At 34.7% G+C, this 16,946-nt stretch carries 16 protein-coding genes; 12 read left to right on the plus strand and 4 right to left on the minus strand.

The genetic code is table 11. The annotated features are described in order from the left end of the window. Positions 1 to 73: 73 nt before the first annotated feature. A complete protein-coding gene (gene aroC, locus Q0800_RS06195; protein WP_299128371.1) occupies positions 74 to 1,144 on the minus strand; it encodes a chorismate synthase in 1,071 nt (356 codons plus the stop codon). A 200-nt stretch (positions 1,145 to 1,344) separates the two neighbouring features. On the opposite strand from aroC, the gene Q0800_RS06200 reads away from it, so the two are divergent. Further along, positions 1,345 to 2,169: a UDP-2,3-diacylglucosamine diphosphatase gene (locus Q0800_RS06200; RefSeq protein WP_299128373.1), complete on the plus strand. Its 825-nt coding sequence runs from the start codon at positions 1,345 to 1,347 to the stop codon at positions 2,167 to 2,169. Positions 2,170 to 2,183: 14 nt separating this feature from the next. Here the strand turns inward: Q0800_RS06200 and Q0800_RS06205 are convergent, their stop codons facing one another. After that, on the minus strand, positions 2,184 to 5,129 hold the full coding sequence (locus tag Q0800_RS06205) for an FAD-binding and (Fe-S)-binding domain-containing protein (RefSeq protein ID WP_299128376.1): 2,946 nt from the start codon (positions 5,127 to 5,129) through the stop codon (positions 2,184 to 2,186). 130 nt (positions 5,130 to 5,259) lie between these two features. Here Q0800_RS06205 and Q0800_RS06210 point away from each other — a divergent pair, with 130 nt between their 5' ends. From Q0800_RS06210 to Q0800_RS06230, 5 genes are all read left to right on the plus strand, one after another. Then, complete coding sequence (locus tag Q0800_RS06210) at positions 5,260 to 5,730, plus strand: hypothetical protein (protein WP_299128378.1); 471 nt, start codon at positions 5,260 to 5,262, stop codon at positions 5,728 to 5,730. 175 nt (positions 5,731 to 5,905) lie between these two features. Next, positions 5,906 to 6,988 carry a glycine cleavage system aminomethyltransferase GcvT gene (gene gcvT / locus Q0800_RS06215; RefSeq protein WP_299128379.1) on the plus strand — a complete coding sequence of 361 codons (1,083 nt, stop codon included), beginning with the start codon at positions 5,906 to 5,908 and terminating at the stop codon, positions 6,986 to 6,988. A 21-nt stretch (positions 6,989 to 7,009) separates the two neighbouring features. Further along, positions 7,010 to 7,840: a sugar nucleotide-binding protein gene (locus Q0800_RS06220; RefSeq protein WP_299128380.1), complete on the plus strand. Its 831-nt coding sequence runs from the start codon at positions 7,010 to 7,012 to the stop codon at positions 7,838 to 7,840. A 134-nt stretch (positions 7,841 to 7,974) separates the two neighbouring features. Then, entirely contained in the window at positions 7,975 to 8,262 is a 288-nt protein-coding gene (locus Q0800_RS06225; protein ID WP_299128381.1) for a 4a-hydroxytetrahydrobiopterin dehydratase, read from the plus strand. A gap of 100 nt (positions 8,263 to 8,362) precedes the next feature. Beyond that, the gene (locus tag Q0800_RS06230; protein WP_299128382.1) at positions 8,363 to 9,097 is read left to right on the plus strand and encodes a YebC/PmpR family DNA-binding transcriptional regulator; all 735 of its coding nucleotides are present in this window, start codon (positions 8,363 to 8,365) and stop codon (positions 9,095 to 9,097) included. A 27-nt stretch (positions 9,098 to 9,124) separates the two neighbouring features. On the opposite strand, the gene Q0800_RS06235 is transcribed toward Q0800_RS06230, so the two are convergent. Further along, positions 9,125 to 9,754 (minus strand): hemolysin III family protein, encoded by a 630-nt coding sequence (locus Q0800_RS06235; RefSeq protein ID WP_299128383.1) that lies wholly within the window; start codon positions 9,752 to 9,754, stop codon positions 9,125 to 9,127. Between the two features lie 14 nt (positions 9,755 to 9,768). Continuing rightward, positions 9,769 to 10,446 (minus strand): DUF4294 domain-containing protein, encoded by a 678-nt coding sequence (locus tag Q0800_RS06240; protein WP_299128384.1) that lies wholly within the window; start codon positions 10,444 to 10,446, stop codon positions 9,769 to 9,771. A 123-nt stretch (positions 10,447 to 10,569) separates the two neighbouring features. On the opposite strand from Q0800_RS06240, the gene Q0800_RS06245 reads away from it, so the two are divergent. The 6 genes from Q0800_RS06245 to Q0800_RS06270 all read left to right on the plus strand — a co-directional run bounded on the left by Q0800_RS06245 (position 10,570) and on the right by Q0800_RS06270 (position 16,892). After that, a complete protein-coding gene (locus Q0800_RS06245) occupies positions 10,570 to 11,658 on the plus strand; it encodes a M42 family metallopeptidase (protein WP_299128385.1) in 1,089 nt (362 codons plus the stop codon). 190 nt (positions 11,659 to 11,848) lie between these two features. Then, entirely contained in the window at positions 11,849 to 12,400 is a 552-nt protein-coding gene (locus Q0800_RS06250; protein WP_299128386.1) for an NUDIX domain-containing protein, read from the plus strand. After that, the gene (locus tag Q0800_RS06255; RefSeq protein ID WP_299128387.1) at positions 12,397 to 13,074 is read left to right on the plus strand and encodes a PrsW family glutamic-type intramembrane protease; all 678 of its coding nucleotides are present in this window, start codon (positions 12,397 to 12,399) and stop codon (positions 13,072 to 13,074) included. The genes Q0800_RS06250 and Q0800_RS06255 overlap by 4 nt, the downstream gene beginning before the upstream one ends. Positions 13,075 to 13,157: 83 nt before the next feature. Then, positions 13,158 to 13,634: an acetyl-CoA carboxylase biotin carboxyl carrier protein subunit gene (locus tag Q0800_RS06260; RefSeq protein ID WP_299128388.1), complete on the plus strand. Its 477-nt coding sequence runs from the start codon at positions 13,158 to 13,160 to the stop codon at positions 13,632 to 13,634. Positions 13,635 to 13,812: 178 nt separating this feature from the next. Beyond that, positions 13,813 to 15,252: an acetyl-CoA carboxylase biotin carboxylase subunit gene (accC, locus tag Q0800_RS06265; RefSeq protein WP_299128389.1), complete on the plus strand. Its 1,440-nt coding sequence runs from the start codon at positions 13,813 to 13,815 to the stop codon at positions 15,250 to 15,252. A gap of 98 nt (positions 15,253 to 15,350) precedes the next feature. After that, positions 15,351 to 16,892, plus strand: a complete 1,542-nt coding sequence (locus tag Q0800_RS06270; RefSeq protein WP_299128390.1) for an acyl-CoA carboxylase subunit beta — start codon at positions 15,351 to 15,353, stop codon at positions 16,890 to 16,892. Positions 16,893 to 16,946: the final 54 nt, after the last annotated feature.

Genomic DNA, 16,946 nt, shown 5'->3' on the forward strand with positions numbered 1-16,946 from the left:
TCTATATATTAAATTTCCGCTTAGCGGTTTTATGCGTATAGCTAAGATAGATAACTGCTTAAATATAAGGTTATTACCAATCGCGAGATTCTTGTCTACGCAAGAGTACGTAATCTGCCAATACCAATGCAGCCATAGCCTCAACAATTGGTACTGCTCTTGGCACCACACAAGGATCGTGTCTGCCTTTACCTTGCATCTCTACAGTTTCACCAGCACTATTAATAGTATCTTGTTTTTGAAGTGTAGTTGCTACAGGTTTAAAAGCAACTCTAAAATAGATATCCATTCCGTTACTTATGCCACCTTGTACGCCACCAGATAAATTAGTTTGTGTACTTCCGTCTTCATTAAATTTATCGTTATGATTGCTACCTTTCATTCTTGCTCCACAAAAACCACTACCATACTCAAAGCCTTTTACGGCATTTATAGATAGCATTGCTTTTCCGAGTTCTGCATGTAATTTATCAAATACAGGCTCTCCTAATCCTACAGGAACATTTTGAAGCACACAAGTAATCGTACCTCCTATGGTATCACCCTCTTTTTTTACCTCTTGTACTTTTGCTATCATTTTTTCTGCAATAGCTTCATTTGGGCAACGAATAACATTAGAATCTATCTTAGAAAAATCTAAGTCTTTATAAGGTTTTTCTAAGAAAATATCACCAACAGAAGAAGTGAATGCATTAATAGCAACAGAATTTAGAAATTGCTTTGCAATAGCACCAGCTACAACTCTACTTGCGGTTTCCCTTGCTGAACTTCGTCCACCACCTCTATAATCTCTTACTCCATACTTTTTATCATAAGTATAGTCCGCATGACTTGGACGATACACATCCTTTATATGAGAATAATCTTTAGATTTTTGATTTGTATTTTTAATGATAAAACCAATTGGTGTTCCTGTGGTTATACCTTCAAAGATACCAGATAAAAACTCTACAGTATCTGGTTCTTTTCGTTGTGTTACAATTTTTGATTGTCCTGGCTTACGACGATCTAACTCATACTGAATGGCTTCAAAATCTAATTTTAAACCAGATGGACAGCCATCTATAATTCCACCAATCGCAATACCATGAGACTCGCCAAACGTGGTAAGTCTAAATAATTTTCCAAAGGAATTTCCTGCCATTAATAAATATTTTGCGCTAATGTAAATGTATTATTACAGAAACAAAAATCACTGTTGATATTTCGGTATAAAGTAGATCAAATATTAACTTTATATAAATCGAATAACATTCGCTTAACAATTTACTTATACTTTATTAATCAAGGCTTTACATCTTGTTAATATGAGTTGTTGTTCTTTGTGCAAAAGTTAAAGTTGTTTTGAAAATTAAACGTAAAGTTGAAATTGCAATTATTTCTAATACTCGTCTCGGTAGCCTTAATGGTGAAGACGAACGTCTACTTGCGTATCTAAATAGTATTGAGCCTAAACTATTAATTTTAACTGGCGATATTTTTGACGCTAACCCATGTGAAAAGCCCAACCTTTCTGAGCATCATCTAAAGATCATTAAAAAAATAATGGATTTTGCGACCAAAGGCACAGAAGTAAAATGTATTACGAGTAATACCATAAAAGCTTTGAGTGCATTTGTTAAATCTAAACATGTAAACCTTATTATAACCAATCAAACACTACTAAATGTTGACGGTAAAAGAGTTTGGATTTTTAATGGTGATAATTTTGGTGCTCTAATTCAAATTTTAATTTGGTTTGCTAAACGCTGCCCTTTTCTTTACAGAATTACGCTTAGGTTTAATCAATTTGCAGCTTACAGTTTAGAAAAGCTAAGAAAAAACCGATGTGCGACTTTTTTAAATATAAAGGGTATAAAAAACGTAGAACAATTTCCGTTAGACACTGAAAAGGTTGTAGTAGATTTAGCCATTAAAAATAACTGTGATTATGTACTTTGTGGACACTTAGGTAGACCTAAAATTGAAATTAAAGAAAACAAATATGGTAAGGTAACTTACCTAAATTCTGGGGCATGGACAGAACATTTTACGGCCTTAGAGTATCAGTTTAAACGTTGGAAAATTTATAATTACAAGGAAAACAAACTGTCAACTTTAATTAGTAATGAAGTTATAAAAGAAATTAATGAGAACGATTTTATTGCGGCTTTAACCCTTGTTAAATAGCCATAGCTGAAACATCAAATCAATGCTTCTTTTAAAATGGTAACAGGATGCTTAGCTAATCTGCCTGTACCATCTTTAATTTGATGCCTGCAACTCGTACCATTAGCCGCAATAATAATATCTGATTTCGCTTTTCGTATCGCAGGAAAGAGTGTTTGCTCGCCGATTTGCATACTCACGTCATAATGCTGTTTTTCATAACCAAAACTACCAGCCATACCGCAGCATCCACTAGGTATAATCGTAACTGAATAGTTTTGAGGTAAATTCAATATATCAAAGCTCGATTTTTGGTTAGCTAAAGCTTTTTGATGACAATGTCCATGGAACTTAATAGCCTTTGCTTCATTAATAAACTGATTAGACTTTATATGCCCTAATTGAATCTCTTGTTGAATAAATTGTTCAATTAAAAATGTCCTATTTGCTATAGCTTTTGCCGCAGCTTTATCATCAGCTAATTTTGGATATTCGTCCTTAAAAGTAAGTATTGCTGAAGGTTCAATTCCTAATAAATAAAAATCATCATTGACATGGCCTTTAAAGAAATTTACATTTTCATTTGCAATAGCCTTTACTTCTTTTAAAAATCCTTTAGACAAATAGGTTCTACCACTTTCTAAACGACTAATTGGCAATACATTATAACCTAATGATTCAAGTAGAAATTTAGAATCTATTGCTATTGAAGATTCTAAGTAATTTGTAAACTCATCTACGAATAAAACTACAGTTTTAATGGGGTTTTTAAAAGCTAAAATTGAGTCTAAACTTTCAGTTTTACTATGAATATTTGTGTAAGATTTGGATACCTCAGGAAAGCTACGTTTAGGATGGATTCCTAAAGCTAATTTCATAAAACTCGATACAAATTTAGTCTTAAATAATGCATTGTAAAAGCTTGGAGCTTTTGAAGTTATTTTGTTATACTTAGTCGCATTTGCAAAAAAACGATCTTTAAATTTATAGCCGTTTGCTTCTTGATAATGGTATAGGAATTCTGCTTTTAAACTCGCTACGTCCACACTACTTGGACATTCGCTGGCACAGGCTTTACAACTAAGACATAAATCAAAAACACCTTTTAATTCTTTGTGATTAAATTTATTCTCCTTTTCCGAATGGGTTAAAAATTCTCTAAGCGCATTAGCTCTTGCTCTTGTGGTATCTTTTTCATTCTTTGTAGCTCTGTAACTAGGGCACATAGTACCACCAAACTCAGGTAACTTTCTACAATCACCAGACCCATTGCACTTCTCCGCTTCCCTTAAAATACCTTTAGATTTTGAAAAATCTAGAATTGTTTCTATTGCTGGTTCTTCCTTATCAGCGCCATAGCGAAGATTTTGATCCATCGGCAAGGCATTAACAATTTTACCAGGATTAAAAATACAATTTGGATCAAACGCAGATTGAATACGTTTTAAAATTTGATAATTGGCATCACCAATCATCATGGGTATAAATTCTGAACGTACAATACCATCTCCATGCTCACCAGACATAGCACCTTTATAGGTTTTTACAAGTTTTGCAACATTTGTGGTAATAGCTCTAAACTCACTAACATCGTCGGCATTTTTGAGGTTTAATATTGGTCTTAGATGCAACTCACCTGCACCAGCATGTGCATAGTACACCGCATTTTGGTTATGCGATTTCATTAACGCGGTAAAGTCAGAAATATAATCGTTAAGATCATCTAATGCTACGGCAGTATCTTCAATACAAGCTACTGTTTTTTTATCGCCAATGATATTACCTAGCAAGCCTAAACCTGCTTTGCGCAATTCAAAAGCCTTAATAATGGCATTACCTTTTAATACAGGCGACGCATAACTTAAATTAAGCGTATTAATTGTTACCAGCAATTCATCTATTTGCTGTTGGAGTGCTTTTTGGGTATCTGCTTTTAATTCGCACATTAAAATGGCTACCGGTTCACCTTCTATAAAAGATCTGTTTGTTTGTTGTCTTTTATTGTGTTTTGTAAGATTAAGAATGGTATCATCCATCATCTCACAGGTGTATAAATTATGCTGCATAAGTGGTTTTACCGCCTTCATGCAGTTACCAATACTACTAAAGTGTAAGGCCACCATAGCACTTTGTTCTGGCGGTAATTCATCTAACTGTAAGGTTATTTCTGTAGTAAAAGCCAAAGTACCCTCGCTACCTGTTAATAACTTACACATATTAAATGCATTAGTAATACTTTCACCTTCTAAAGCTAATGATTGTGTAAAAACCTTAGACTTAATTAACTCATCTATAGCGTAACCTGTATTTCTTCTATGAATTTCAGGTTTTGGGAATTGCGCTTCTATTTCTTTTTTAACAGCGTCTGGCTCTAAGGCCTCATAGATTGTTTTATAAATGTGACCTTCTTGTGTGTTTAACTTTAGCTTATCTTTAAATTGGCTAGAGGATAAATTTGAAAATTCAACCAGAGAACCATCGCTCAACAAAACCTTCATGCTTAACACCTTATCCCTTGTAACACCAAACCGTATGGATGTAGTGCCAGAAGAATTATTACCTACCATGCCACCAATCATACATCGGTTAGATGTTGAAGTATTTGGCCCAAAAAACAACCCAAAAGGCTTCAAATAATTATTTAGCTCATCCCTTACCACTCCTGGTTGTACAGTTACAGTACGTGCATTTTCATTTACATTTAAAATCTTGGTAAAATATTTAGACACATCAACTACAATACCGTTACCTACAACTTGGCCTGCTAAAGAAGTTCCTGCTGTTCTAGGTATTAAGGATGTGTTATTTGTGTTTGCAAAACGAATAAGTTCTTTAATGTCATCAACGGTCTTTGGTAGCGCTACTGCCAAGGGCATCATTCTATAAACCGAGGCATCCGTTGCATAGAGCTTTAACATTAAATCGTCAAAACACAGCTCACCATGAAGCTTTAATTTTAACGCACTTAAAAGTTTTTTCATTTAGAAGTATTAAAATAAAATGATAATAAAAGAGTTTTAAAATTATCTTTAAGGATCAATTTCACTGTCAAATTTAATATAATTTTACGCTTGAATCTAATACAACAATCTGAATTTAAACTTTAATTTTATGAAAAAAATAGCTTTTATAGGTGTCTTATTTATAGCTTTTACATTAACATCTAACGCACAAGAGATAGCTGAAAACGCCATTGGTTTACGCTTAGGAGATAGTGATGCCTTTGGTGCTGAAATATCTTACCAACGTGCTCTGGGCAGTAACAATAGATTAGAAGTTGACTTAGGCTGGCGAAGTGGCAATAACTTTGATGGGTTTAAGCTCACAGGACTATACCAATGGGTTTGGCAATTAGATGGTGATTTTAATTGGTACGCTGGTGCTGGTGGTGGATTGGGATCATTTAATATTGATAATGCTGATAACGACACGTTTGCCTTTATTGCTGGCGATATTGGTATTGAATATAATTTTGATATCCCACTATTACTATCTTTAGATTTTAGGCCAGAACTAGGTTTTGGAGATTTTAATGATGATTTAGGTTTTGATATAGCTTTAGGAGTTAGATACCAATTCTAAACCAAAATAGACCTTATAATCAGAAGCTGTGTAAAACGCGACAGTTTAGATGTTCTGAAAACAAATTCAGACCTATGTATTTGAGTTTTTTAGACAGCTTTTTTTATGCCTGTATATTGAAATTTACAGCCTAAAATTGCTTAATTTTGCGCAACTTAATTAAAAAACATAGTCAATGAAAAATACAGCATTAACAACTACTCACGAAGCATTAGGCGCCAAAATGGTACCATTTGCTGGTTATAATATGCCTGTGCAATACGAAGGTGTTACCATAGAGCACGAGACCGTTCGTAGTGCTGTAGGTGTTTTTGATGTGTCTCATATGGGTGAGTTTTTAATTGAGGGGCCTAAGGCTTTAGAATTGATTCAACAAGTATCGAGTAACGACGCTTCTAAACTCCAAATTGGCAAAGCACAATACAGTTGCTTACCAAATGATGATGGTGGTATTGTAGATGATTTAATTATTTATAAAATTAAAGATGAAAGTTACTTATTGGTCGTTAATGCTAGTAATATAGAAAAAGACTGGAACTGGATAGCGTCTAAAAACGATGTAGGTGCTAATATGCGAGATTTGAGCGAAGATTATTCTCTACTAGCTATACAAGGGCCAAAGGCTGTAGAAGCTATGCAATCCTTAACAAGCCATGATTTATCTGCTATTAAATTTTACAACTTTGAAGTTGGAGACTTTGCAGGCGTAGCAAACGTTATTATTTCTGCAACAGGTTATACTGGTAGTGGTGGATTTGAAATTTATTGTAAAAACTCAGAAGTAAAACAAATCTGGGACAAGGTATTACAAGCTGGTGCGGATTTTGGTATTAAACCTATTGGCTTAGCGGCAAGAGACACTTTAAGATTAGAAATGGGCTACTGCTTATACGGCAACGATATTGATGACACCACCTCTCCTATTGAAGCTGGTTTAGGCTGGGTTTGTAAATTCAACAAAGACTTTACCAATAGTGAGGCACTAAAGGCTGAAAAAGAGAGGACTCCAGAGCACAAATTAGTAGCGTTTAAAATGGAAGAACGTGGTATTCCTCGTCATGGTTATGATATTGTAGACGGCAATGGCACTACTATTGGCAATGTTACGTCTGGTACTATGAGTCCAAGTTTGGGTTATGGTATTGGCTTAGGGTATGTTCCTAAAATTTTTGCTAAGGTAGATAGTAAAATTAATATACAGGTGCGCAAAAAGGCAATTCCCGCAACCGTCGTTAAATTGCCTTTTTACAAAGCATAACATAATGCTTCAGATTGATTAATGAAGGAGAATGTAAACAAACATCGTGTACTGATATTAGGAGCAAGCGGTTATCTAGGTAATGGTATTTATAAAGAAATAGGCCCTTACTATAGAACATACGGTACATACCGAACTCCAAAACGAGACTTTGAAACTAACAAACAATTCTTTCAGTATAATATTGAAGAGGATGATGTTTACGAAATTTTGGAAGTTACCAAGCCAACCATTATTATCTCTGCGCTGCGAGGTGATTTTCATGCCCAAACTATAGCCCATCAACACATAGCTGAATATGCTTTAGCAAACGGTATTAAAATTATTTTCTTATCCTCTGCCAATGCATTTGATGCCTACAGCAAATACCCAAGTTACGAGTTAGACAAGACCTTAAGTCATAGTATTTATGGCCATTTTAAGATTAAAATAGAGAATATGTTTTTGCGCTTACCAAAAAAGCAAGTTGCTATTATAAGGTTGCCAATGGTTTTTGGTCATAATTGCCCTAGAATACAAGAAATGAAATCTCTAATCACAGAGAACGAAAAAGTTGAAATCTTTCCAAATCTAATAATGAATGTTACTTTAGATAAAAAAGTAACACAACAAATACATTACATTATCAACAGAAACAAACACGGTATTTTTCATCTCGGAAGTACAGATTTAATTCATCATGACGAATTTGTAAAGGAAATTTTAACAACAATCACAGATAAAAAAGTACTACTAAAACATGTTTACACTACAAATGAAGATCGGTATTTAGCCGTATTACCTAAGTTTAACAAACTGCCTAAACATCTTCAAATAACGAGTGATAAGGTTTTAGAAGAGCTCGCTAAGTAGTTTACAAAAGATCCGTATTTAGTGTTAATATTCATTTTAAATCAATACAATAAAGCTAAGCTTAAACCAGATGATGTTAGCCTTGTACGCATCAATGATTTTTATTAATTTTAAAAAACTTACAAATAAAACGTATGACATTAGATCAAGCAACAATAGAAAAGAAACTACTTCATTTCCCAGATTGGGACTATTATGACAATGCAATACATGCAGAGTTTGAATTTGATAATTTTAAAGATTGCTTTAGTGCTATGAGCCGTATTGCTTTTGAGTGCGAGGCTCAAAATCATCATCCAGACTGGAGTAATGTATATAACGTTCTAAAAATAACATTGTCAACGCACGATGCTGGAGATGTTACCAATAAAGACTTTAAGCTTGCAGAAGCGATTGAAGCCATAGTAGAGGTTGAGGAATAATTCTTCTTGTAAAATTTTTTAAAAGAATTATCTTTGAAATTAACGATACAATTAGTTTAACAAAGTTTCCGTTTGCACGGAAATAAAAATATAATTTTTAATGGGAAGAGCTTTTGAATTTAGAAAAGCAAGAAAAATGAAACGTTGGTCAGCTATGAGCAAGGCCTTTACGCGTATTGGTAAAGATATTGTAATGGCTGTTAAGGAAGGTGGCCCAGACCCAGATAGTAATTCGCGACTTAGAGCAGTGATACAAAATGCCAAGTCGGTGAATATGCCAAAAGACAATATAGAACGTGCTATAAAGCGTGCCTCAGATAAAAACCAAGGAGATTATAAAGAAGTTATATTCGAAGGGTATGCGCAGCATGGTATTGCCGTACTCATAGAAACAGCTACAGACAATAACACACGTACAGTGGCTAACGTACGCTCATATTTTAATAAGTGCGATGGCAGTTTAGGCACTCAAGGCTCTGTTGTTTTTATGTTTGATCATACTTGTAATTTTAAAATTGATGGTGCCGACTTAGATTTAGAAGAGTTAGAACTGGAATTGATTGACTTTGGTGTCGAAGAAATTTTTGAAGACACGGACGAAGACGCTGATGGCAACGAACAGACAAGTGTTATGATCTATGCACCATTTGAGAGTTTCGGAAATATTCAATCGTATTTAGAAGAAAACAACATCGAAATTATATCTTCTGGTTTTGAGCGTATTCCACAAGTCACTAAAAAATTAAATGAGGATCAAGTTCAAGATGTAGAAAAACTAATTGAAAAATTAGAAGAGGATGATGATGTGCAAAACGTTTACCATACCATGGAGTAAAACAGCTATTAAAAGCACTACATTACCCTAAATAACATACCAAAAAATCATAAAGAAATGGCAAATGGCACCTGCTAGTACAAATAAGTGCCATATCACATGGTTGTATGGTATTCTTTCAATAATATAAAAGATGATGCCTACCGTATAAAACAGACCACCTGCAAAGAGCCAAAACACGCCATCTGCGCCTAGGACTCTGGCTACATTGCTATAATCAAACACAATTAACCAACCCATAACTAAATAGAGTAAGGTTGAAAATATCTCGTATTTTCCTGTAAAAAACAGTTTCAATACTACACCAAAAGCAGCTATACTCCAAACAATAAAAAACAATGGCCATCCTAGGCTATCGCGCAATGATATTAATAATACAGGTGTGTACGTTCCTGCAATTAAAAGGTAAATACTAATGTGATCTGCAATTCTAAAATAGTGTTTTCTCCGCTGCTCTTTTACGGCATGATAAAGCGTTGAAGCTAAAAACAACGTAATAATAGATGTACCATAAACAAGGACACTAAAAAGACTATAAAGTTTCGTAGTGGTAACCGAAACCATTATGAGTAAAATAAGAGCAACGACACCTAATATAGCACCAATACCATGCGACCATGTATTTAATTGCTCTTCGAGTTTGGTTTGAACTCTCATTAAAAAAACTTAGATTATTTATTTTTTGTTTTGGACCATTTTGCAACAGCCGCATAAAAGTCTATATCAAAAGCAGGTTTCTGACGCTCCAATAGTTGATTCTGAAAAGCACGCTGTAGAATATCCTCAATTAAATAATCTTCCTCTTCAGCAATAGGTGTAAACTCTTTTTTTAAGGAAATATCAAATAAGCTTGCCGTATTATTATACCAAAAAGCCTTCCAACCACTACGTAATTCTTTAATGAGATCAAAAGCGGTTTTGCCAGTTTGCCGATGAATCAATTTAATTAGTATCTGCCCTTCGGTTTTAGTCAGTTTTTTTAATTCCGCAGAGAATTCATCTTCAATATATTTATTTATCACTCTGGCGTAGCGCTTTCTGTCACGCTTTCTTTTTAATGTTGATAGACGTTTTTTTAAAGCTTCTAAACGTTCCGAGGCTAGTTTTGCATAAGGATAAACTTTAAGTGTTTTTCGTCTTAAAATGATGTAACGTATTCTAGCATCCCTATCATTAAATTTAAGGTTAGGTAACATTAAAACTTCGTCTAACTCAATTTCAGTAATTAAGGTAGAATCTCCTTCAATAATCATGTACTGAACTTCTTTAGATTCTTCTTGTTCTTTAGGCCTTTCTTGGGCAAAAACAATCACCGAAAATAATAATGCTATGTATGTAAAATATTTCATATGTAGTGTAACTCCAAAATCGTACCAAAAAAAGAATTATTAGCGTGTTCAAAATTAAGAATTAATATAGGCATTACCCTTAAAATACTATTAATATTATTATTTTTAAAGAAAATTTTACCAATGGCAAAAAAGCAATTACTTACAAAAAAGTCAATGGACTTTTTAGAAAAATATTTAAACAACGCCTCACCTACTGGTTACGAATGGGAAGGTCAAAAAATTTGGATGAATTACCTTAAGCCGTACGTAGATGAATTTATAACAGACACTTATGGTACAGCCGTAGCTGTCATTAATCCTAAAGCAAAATATAAAGTAGTTATTGAAGGCCATGCTGATGAAATCTCATGGTATGTTAATTATATTTCAGATAAAGGTTTGCTTTATGTCATAAGAAATGGTGGTAGCGATCACCAGATTGCTCCAAGTAAGGTGGTAAATATTCATACTAAAAACGGTATTGTTAAAGGTGTTTTTGGCTGGCCAGCCATACATACAAGAAACCGCTCTAAAGAAGAACCGCCAAAACCAGATAATATCTGTATTGATATCGGTGCAAAAGATAAAAAAGAGGTCGAAAAAATGGGAGTTCATGTAGGTTGTGTCATCACTTACCCAGATGAGTTTCATATTCTTAATAAAGATAAATTTGTTTGCCGCGCCTTAGATAACAGAATGGGAGGTTTCATGATTGCCGAAGTAGCGCGCTTACTTCACGAAAACAAAAAGAAACTACCTTTTGGCCTATACATAACAAATTCTGTACAAGAAGAAATAGGACTACGTGGTGCGCAAATGATTACCGAAACCATACAGCCAAATGTGGCCATTGTAACCGATGTAACTCACGACACCACAACACCAATGATAGACCCTAAAAAACAAGGTTTAGCAAAAATTGGCGATGGCCCTGTTGTTGCTTACGCACCAGCGGTACAACAAAAACTTAGAGATTTAATAACAGACACTGCAGAAGAAAAGAAAATTCCTTTTCAGCGTGCCGCTTTATCTAGAGCAACAGGTACAGATACAGATGCCTTTGCATACAGCAATGGTGGTGTAGCTTCTGCATTAATTTCTTTACCATTGCGCTATATGCACACCACCGTAGAAATGGTACATAAAGACGATGTAGAGAATGTGATTAAACTAATTTATGAAACGCTCTTAAAAATTGAAGACGGAGAAACTTTTAGTTACTTTAAATAATAATTGACCGTCTGAAAAGAAATTTTTCTGTCATTTTGAGCGTAGTTGAGATATCTAAATCTTGCTTATTAAAGCATTTCGACTGCTTCGCAGTGTGCTTACAATTAAAGTATACTGTGTTTTCAACCATTGGCTCAACCAGACAGACTGTTGTTTAATTGACTTTTTCAGACAGTCTACTTTTTTATACATGGACGAATATATAGACATCGTAACCTCTAATGGAAAACCCACTGGTAAAACAGCTTTAAAGTCCGATGCGCATAAAAACGGTTGGTACCATAACACTATTCACGTATGGTTGTACACAAAAGACGGAGAAATTTTACTACAGCAACGTTCTCATAAAAAAAGTATACATCCTTTGCTTTGGGACGTTTCTGCCGCGGGCCATATAGATGCTGGCGAAACCTTTATAGAGGCAGCGCTAAGAGAAACAAACGAAGAAATTGGTTTTCAATTAAAAGCAAAAGACCTTGAAAAGATTGGCATATTTCCGCACCAAACCAATTACGGAACTATACAAGACAATGAGTTTCATCATGTCTTTATAGCAGAATTAAATACATACCTAAATAAACTTACACCTCAAGAAGATGAAGTTGAAGCTCTTAAACTAGTTTCTTTTATGCAATTTGAAGCCTTATTAAATGAAAGTAAAACCAATCAACATTTTATTCCCTCTAATGCATCTTACTATATCTTTGTTTTAAGTGCCATTAAAAACAAGTTAGACCTATGAATTTATTACTCTTGGCAGTAGCACCTATAATGGTCATTATTATCTACATCTATTTTCAAGATAAGTATGAAAAAGAGCCCATTGGCTTACTTTTAGGAAGTTTTCTGCTTGGTAGTATAGTGAGCATAGTCATTGTTACCATACTGTATATGTTTACTGGTAGATTTATACCCATAACGGATGAATTTAGTGTTTGGCAACAATTTATACAGGCCTTTGTTGTGGTAGCCTTATCTGAAGAGTTTAGTAAATACGTCATTGTAAAGTATTTTAATCAGCCAAAAAAGGCCTTTAACGAACCTTATGATGGTATCATCTACGCTGTAATGGTGTCCATGGGATTTGCTTGTACAGAAAACATAATGTATGTCTTAGAAGGTGGTTATACAACTGCCATCCTCAGAGCTTTTACTGCTGTTCCTGCTCATGCGACTTTTGGGATTTTAATGGGCTATTATATGGGTAAAGCAAAATTTTCAGAAAATAGATTAAAACTCAATATGGCAGGCTTATTCTTAGCTGTACTCTTTCATGGAGCTTATGACTTTTTCTTGTTTATTAACTTTATTCCTGGTATTTCAATCGGAGCGTTTATCTCACTTGCCTTAGCGATCTATTTATCTCGAAAAGCCATTAAAAAACATCAAGAGAATTCAAACTTTAAAACTTTGTGAAAACCGTAAATTAAAAGCTTAAAATTTCATATTTTGCACTTATAATAACGATTATTTGATAATCTTCTAATATTTAAGCGAATATGTACAAAATAAAAGTGGATACGTCACATGTTTTTGAGGTCTCAGAAACAGATATTAAAACTCTAGATGCTGTAGAAACAACACCTAACAGCTACCACGTTTTACATAATAATAGCTCTATAAAAGCGTCTATTTTACAATCAGATTTCAACAAAAAACAATATACCATAAAGGTAAATAGTAACACCTACCAAATTGATATCAACAACGCCTTAGACCAACAGATTGAGGCCTTAGGTTTTGAAATTGGATCTTCTAAAAAAGTGAATGAGATTAAAGCACCAATGCCAGGATTAATATTAGAAATTAATGTTGCTGAAGGTAATGAAGTTAAAGAAAACGATGCGCTTTTGATATTAGAAGCCATGAAAATGGAGAATGTTATTAATTCACCAAGAGAAGGCATTATTAAGTCTATAAGCGTTAAACAAGGCGAAACCGTAGATAAGAATTCACTTTTAATAACGTTTGAATAAAAAAACTACGTCAGTTCGAGTGTTTTGTGAAGAATGAGCAAAATGTATCGAGAACCACTTGTACAATAATTGCTTCTCGATACAAAATTCTAAAAAAAGGAATTTCACTCGAAGTGACCATAAAAAATATAAAAATGAGGTTCCCATTTTCATGGGAACGAAAAATTAAAAATTTTTCATGAAAAAAATACTTGTTGCCAATAGAGGAGAAATCGCCATCCGTGTGATGCGAACCGCAAAGAAAATGGGAATTAAGACGGTTGCTGTGTTTTCTGAGGCAGATCGAAATTCGCCACACGTAAAATTTGCAGATGAAGCTGTTTGCATTGGTCCTGCACCATCAAATCAATCCTATTTAAGAGGAGATAAAATTATAGAGGTTGCCAAATCACTTAACGTAGATGGTATCCATCCTGGTTATGGATTTCTTAGTGAGAATGCTGACTTTGCAGAGTTGTGTGAAGCGAATGACATCATATTTATTGGACCACGTTCTAAGGCTATAAAAGTCATGGGAAGCAAATTAGCTGCGAAGGAAACGGTTAAAGCCTATGACATTCCTATGGTACCAGGAACTGAGGAAGCGATTACTGATATTCCTGAAGCTAAAAAAATTGCGAATGAGATTGGGTTTCCAATTCTAATCAAAGCATCAGCAGGTGGTGGCGGAAAAGGGATGCGTATTGTAGAAAATGCTGAAGAGTTTGAATCTCAAATGGATAGAGCTATTAGTGAAGCCACAAATGCTTTTGGTGATGGTTCGGTTTTTATAGAAAAATATGTGGCTTCACCACGTCATATCGAAATTCAGGTCATGGCAGATATGCATAACAATTATTTACATTTTTTTGAGCGCGAATGTTCTGTGCAACGTCGTCATCAAAAAGTTGTTGAAGAAGCACCATCTGCAGTTTTAACTCCAGAATTAAGAGAACAAATGGGACAAGCTGCCATCAATGTCGCACGCTCGTGTGATTACATTGGAGCAGGAACAGTAGAGTTTCTTTTAGATGAAAATCTGAATTTTTATTTCCTAGAAATGAATACAAGATTGCAAGTTGAACATCCCGTATCTGAATGGATTACTGGTGTGGATTTGGTGGAATTGCAAATTAAAGTGGCTCGAGGTGAAGAACTAAAAATTAAGCAAGAGGATTTAAAAATTAACGGTCATGCTTTAGAACTTCGTGTGTATGCCGAAGATCCAATGAACGACTTCTTACCAAGTGTTGGTAATCTTGAAGTGTATCAATTACCCGAAGGAGAAAATATTAGAGTAGATAATGGTTTTGAAGAAGGCATGGATATTCCTATTTATTATGACCCAATGCTATCAAAGCTCATTACTTATGGAGACACTCGAGAGGAAGCTATTGAAATGATGATAAAAGCGATTGATAACTATCATATAAAAGGTGTGCAAACTACTTTAGCCTTTGGACGATTTGTTTGTGAACACGAAGCGTTTAGAAGTGGTAATTTTGATACACATTTTGTAAAGAAGTACTACTCCCCTAGCCTTTTAGAAGCGCAACATAAAAAAGAAGCTGAGATTGCAGCAAAGATTGCCTTGAAGCGTTATTTAGAAGATCAAAAATTATTACGAGTACCAAACTAGAGGTTAACTATTAGGTTTTAGCCGTTAGAATACCCAATGAAAACAATATAAGACATACAGCTTTGCGCCTTTGTGCCTTTGCGAGAAAAGAAAAAAGTATGGACAACAAAATAAAAACACTTAACGATAAACTAGCCTTAGCCAAATTAGGAGGAGGACAAGCCCGAATAGATAAACAACACCAAAAGAAAAAGCTAACAGCGAGAGAACGTGTGATGTATCTTTTAGATGAAGGGTCTTTTGAAGAAATTGGTGCTTTAGTAACGCACAGAACTAAAGATTTTGGGATGGCAGATCAACAATTCTATGGAGATGGTGTAGTTACTGGTTATGGTACTGTAAATGGAAGGCTCATCTATATCTTCGCACAAGACTTCACGGTTTTTGGTGGTTCACTCTCAGAAACACATGCTGAAAAAATCTGTAAAATTATGGATATGGCGGTTAATGTTGGTGCACCTGTGATTGGTTTAAACGATTCTGGTGGAGCACGTATACAGGAAGGCGTGCGCTCTTTAGGTGGTTATGCCGACATCTTTTATAGAAATGTACAAGCTTCTGGTGTGATTCCTCAAATTTCAGCGATTATGGGCCCTTGTGCTGGTGGTGCTGTGTATTCTCCTGCTATGACAGATTTTACATTAATGGTACAAGATACCAGTTACATGTTTGTAACCGGACCTAATGTCGTTAAAACAGTTACCAATGAAGAAGTCACCAGTGAAGAGCTTGGAGGTGCTAGTGTTCACTCCACAAAGTCAGGAGTTGCACACAAAACCTCATCTAATGATATAGAGTGCTTAGAAGATGTAAAACAACTATTAAGTTATTTACCACAGAGCAATAAAGAAAAGGCATTAGACATTCCTTTTGAAATTAAAGAAGAAATTAGAGACGTTTTAGATACCATTGTACCTGAAAACCCTAATAAACCGTACGATATGCATCAGGTGATTGAAGGGATTATAGATGAGGACTCATTTTATGAGATCCATAAGGACTTTGCTGAGAATATCATCGTTGGTTTTGCACGTTTAGGTGGGAAATCTGTTGGTATTGTTGCCAACCAACCTATGTTTTTAGCTGGTGTTTTAGACGTTGACAGTTCTACAAAAGCAGCTCGTTTTGTACGTTTTTGTGATTGTTTTAATATTCCATTGCTAGTCTTAGAAGATGTTCCAGGATTTTTACCAGGAACTGACCAAGAATGGAATGCGATTATTACCAATGGAGCAAAATTACTTTATGCCTTTAGTGAAGCGACTGTACCAAGAGTCACGGTGATTACACGTAAAGCCTATGGAGGTGCTTACGATGTTATGAACTCTAAACACATTGGAGCAGACATGAATTTTGCATGGCCAAATGCCGAAATTGCAGTAATGGGAGCCAAAGGAGCTGCAGAAATTATTTTTAAACGCGAAATTTCATCAGCAGACGATAAAGAAGCGAAATGGAAGGAAAAAGAAGCTGAATACGCTGAACTTTTCGCTAATCCTTATAGTGCTGCGGAGCGTGGTTTTATTGACGAAGTGATTTTACCTCATAATACGAGACGTAAACTCATAAAAGCATTTACTATGTTGGAGAATAAAGCGGTTGTAAAACCTAACCGTAAGCATGGTAATATTCCTTTGTAATTGTACTAGATTGAACAAAAAAACGATTTAAGTCATCGCTTAAACCGTATTCAT

Source organism: uncultured Winogradskyella sp., from assembly GCF_937958655.1.
Lineage (GTDB): Bacteria > Bacteroidota > Bacteroidia > Flavobacteriales > Flavobacteriaceae > Winogradskyella.

Bases quoted from the DNA above. Each gene is read 5' to 3' on its own strand.
- aroC (WP_299128371.1), bottom strand. From the start codon at position 1,144: ATGGCAGGAAATTCCTTTGGAAAATTATTTAGACTTACCACGTTTGGC.
- Q0800_RS06205 (WP_299128376.1), bottom strand. From the start codon at position 5,129: ATGAAAAAACTTTTAAGTGCGTTAAAATTAAAGCTTCATGGTGAGCTG.
- Q0800_RS06210 (WP_299128378.1), top strand. From the start codon at position 5,260: ATGAAAAAAATAGCTTTTATAGGTGTCTTATTTATAGCTTTTACATTA.
- gcvT (WP_299128379.1), top strand. From the start codon at position 5,906: ATGAAAAATACAGCATTAACAACTACTCACGAAGCATTAGGCGCCAAA.
- Q0800_RS06220 (WP_299128380.1), top strand. From the start codon at position 7,010: ATGAAGGAGAATGTAAACAAACATCGTGTACTGATATTAGGAGCAAGC.
- Q0800_RS06225 (WP_299128381.1), top strand. From the start codon at position 7,975: ATGACATTAGATCAAGCAACAATAGAAAAGAAACTACTTCATTTCCCA.
- Q0800_RS06230 (WP_299128382.1), top strand. From the start codon at position 8,363: ATGGGAAGAGCTTTTGAATTTAGAAAAGCAAGAAAAATGAAACGTTGG.
- Q0800_RS06235 (WP_299128383.1), bottom strand. From the start codon at position 9,754: ATGAGAGTTCAAACCAAACTCGAAGAGCAATTAAATACATGGTCGCAT.
- Q0800_RS06240 (WP_299128384.1), bottom strand. From the start codon at position 10,446: ATGAAATATTTTACATACATAGCATTATTATTTTCGGTGATTGTTTTT.
- Q0800_RS06245 (WP_299128385.1), top strand. From the start codon at position 10,570: ATGGCAAAAAAGCAATTACTTACAAAAAAGTCAATGGACTTTTTAGAA.
- Q0800_RS06250 (WP_299128386.1), top strand. From the start codon at position 11,849: ATGGACGAATATATAGACATCGTAACCTCTAATGGAAAACCCACTGGT.
- Q0800_RS06255 (WP_299128387.1), top strand. From the start codon at position 12,397: ATGAATTTATTACTCTTGGCAGTAGCACCTATAATGGTCATTATTATC.
- Q0800_RS06260 (WP_299128388.1), top strand. From the start codon at position 13,158: ATGTACAAAATAAAAGTGGATACGTCACATGTTTTTGAGGTCTCAGAA.
- accC (WP_299128389.1), top strand. From the start codon at position 13,813: ATGAAAAAAATACTTGTTGCCAATAGAGGAGAAATCGCCATCCGTGTG.
- Q0800_RS06270 (WP_299128390.1), top strand. From the start codon at position 15,351: ATGGACAACAAAATAAAAACACTTAACGATAAACTAGCCTTAGCCAAA.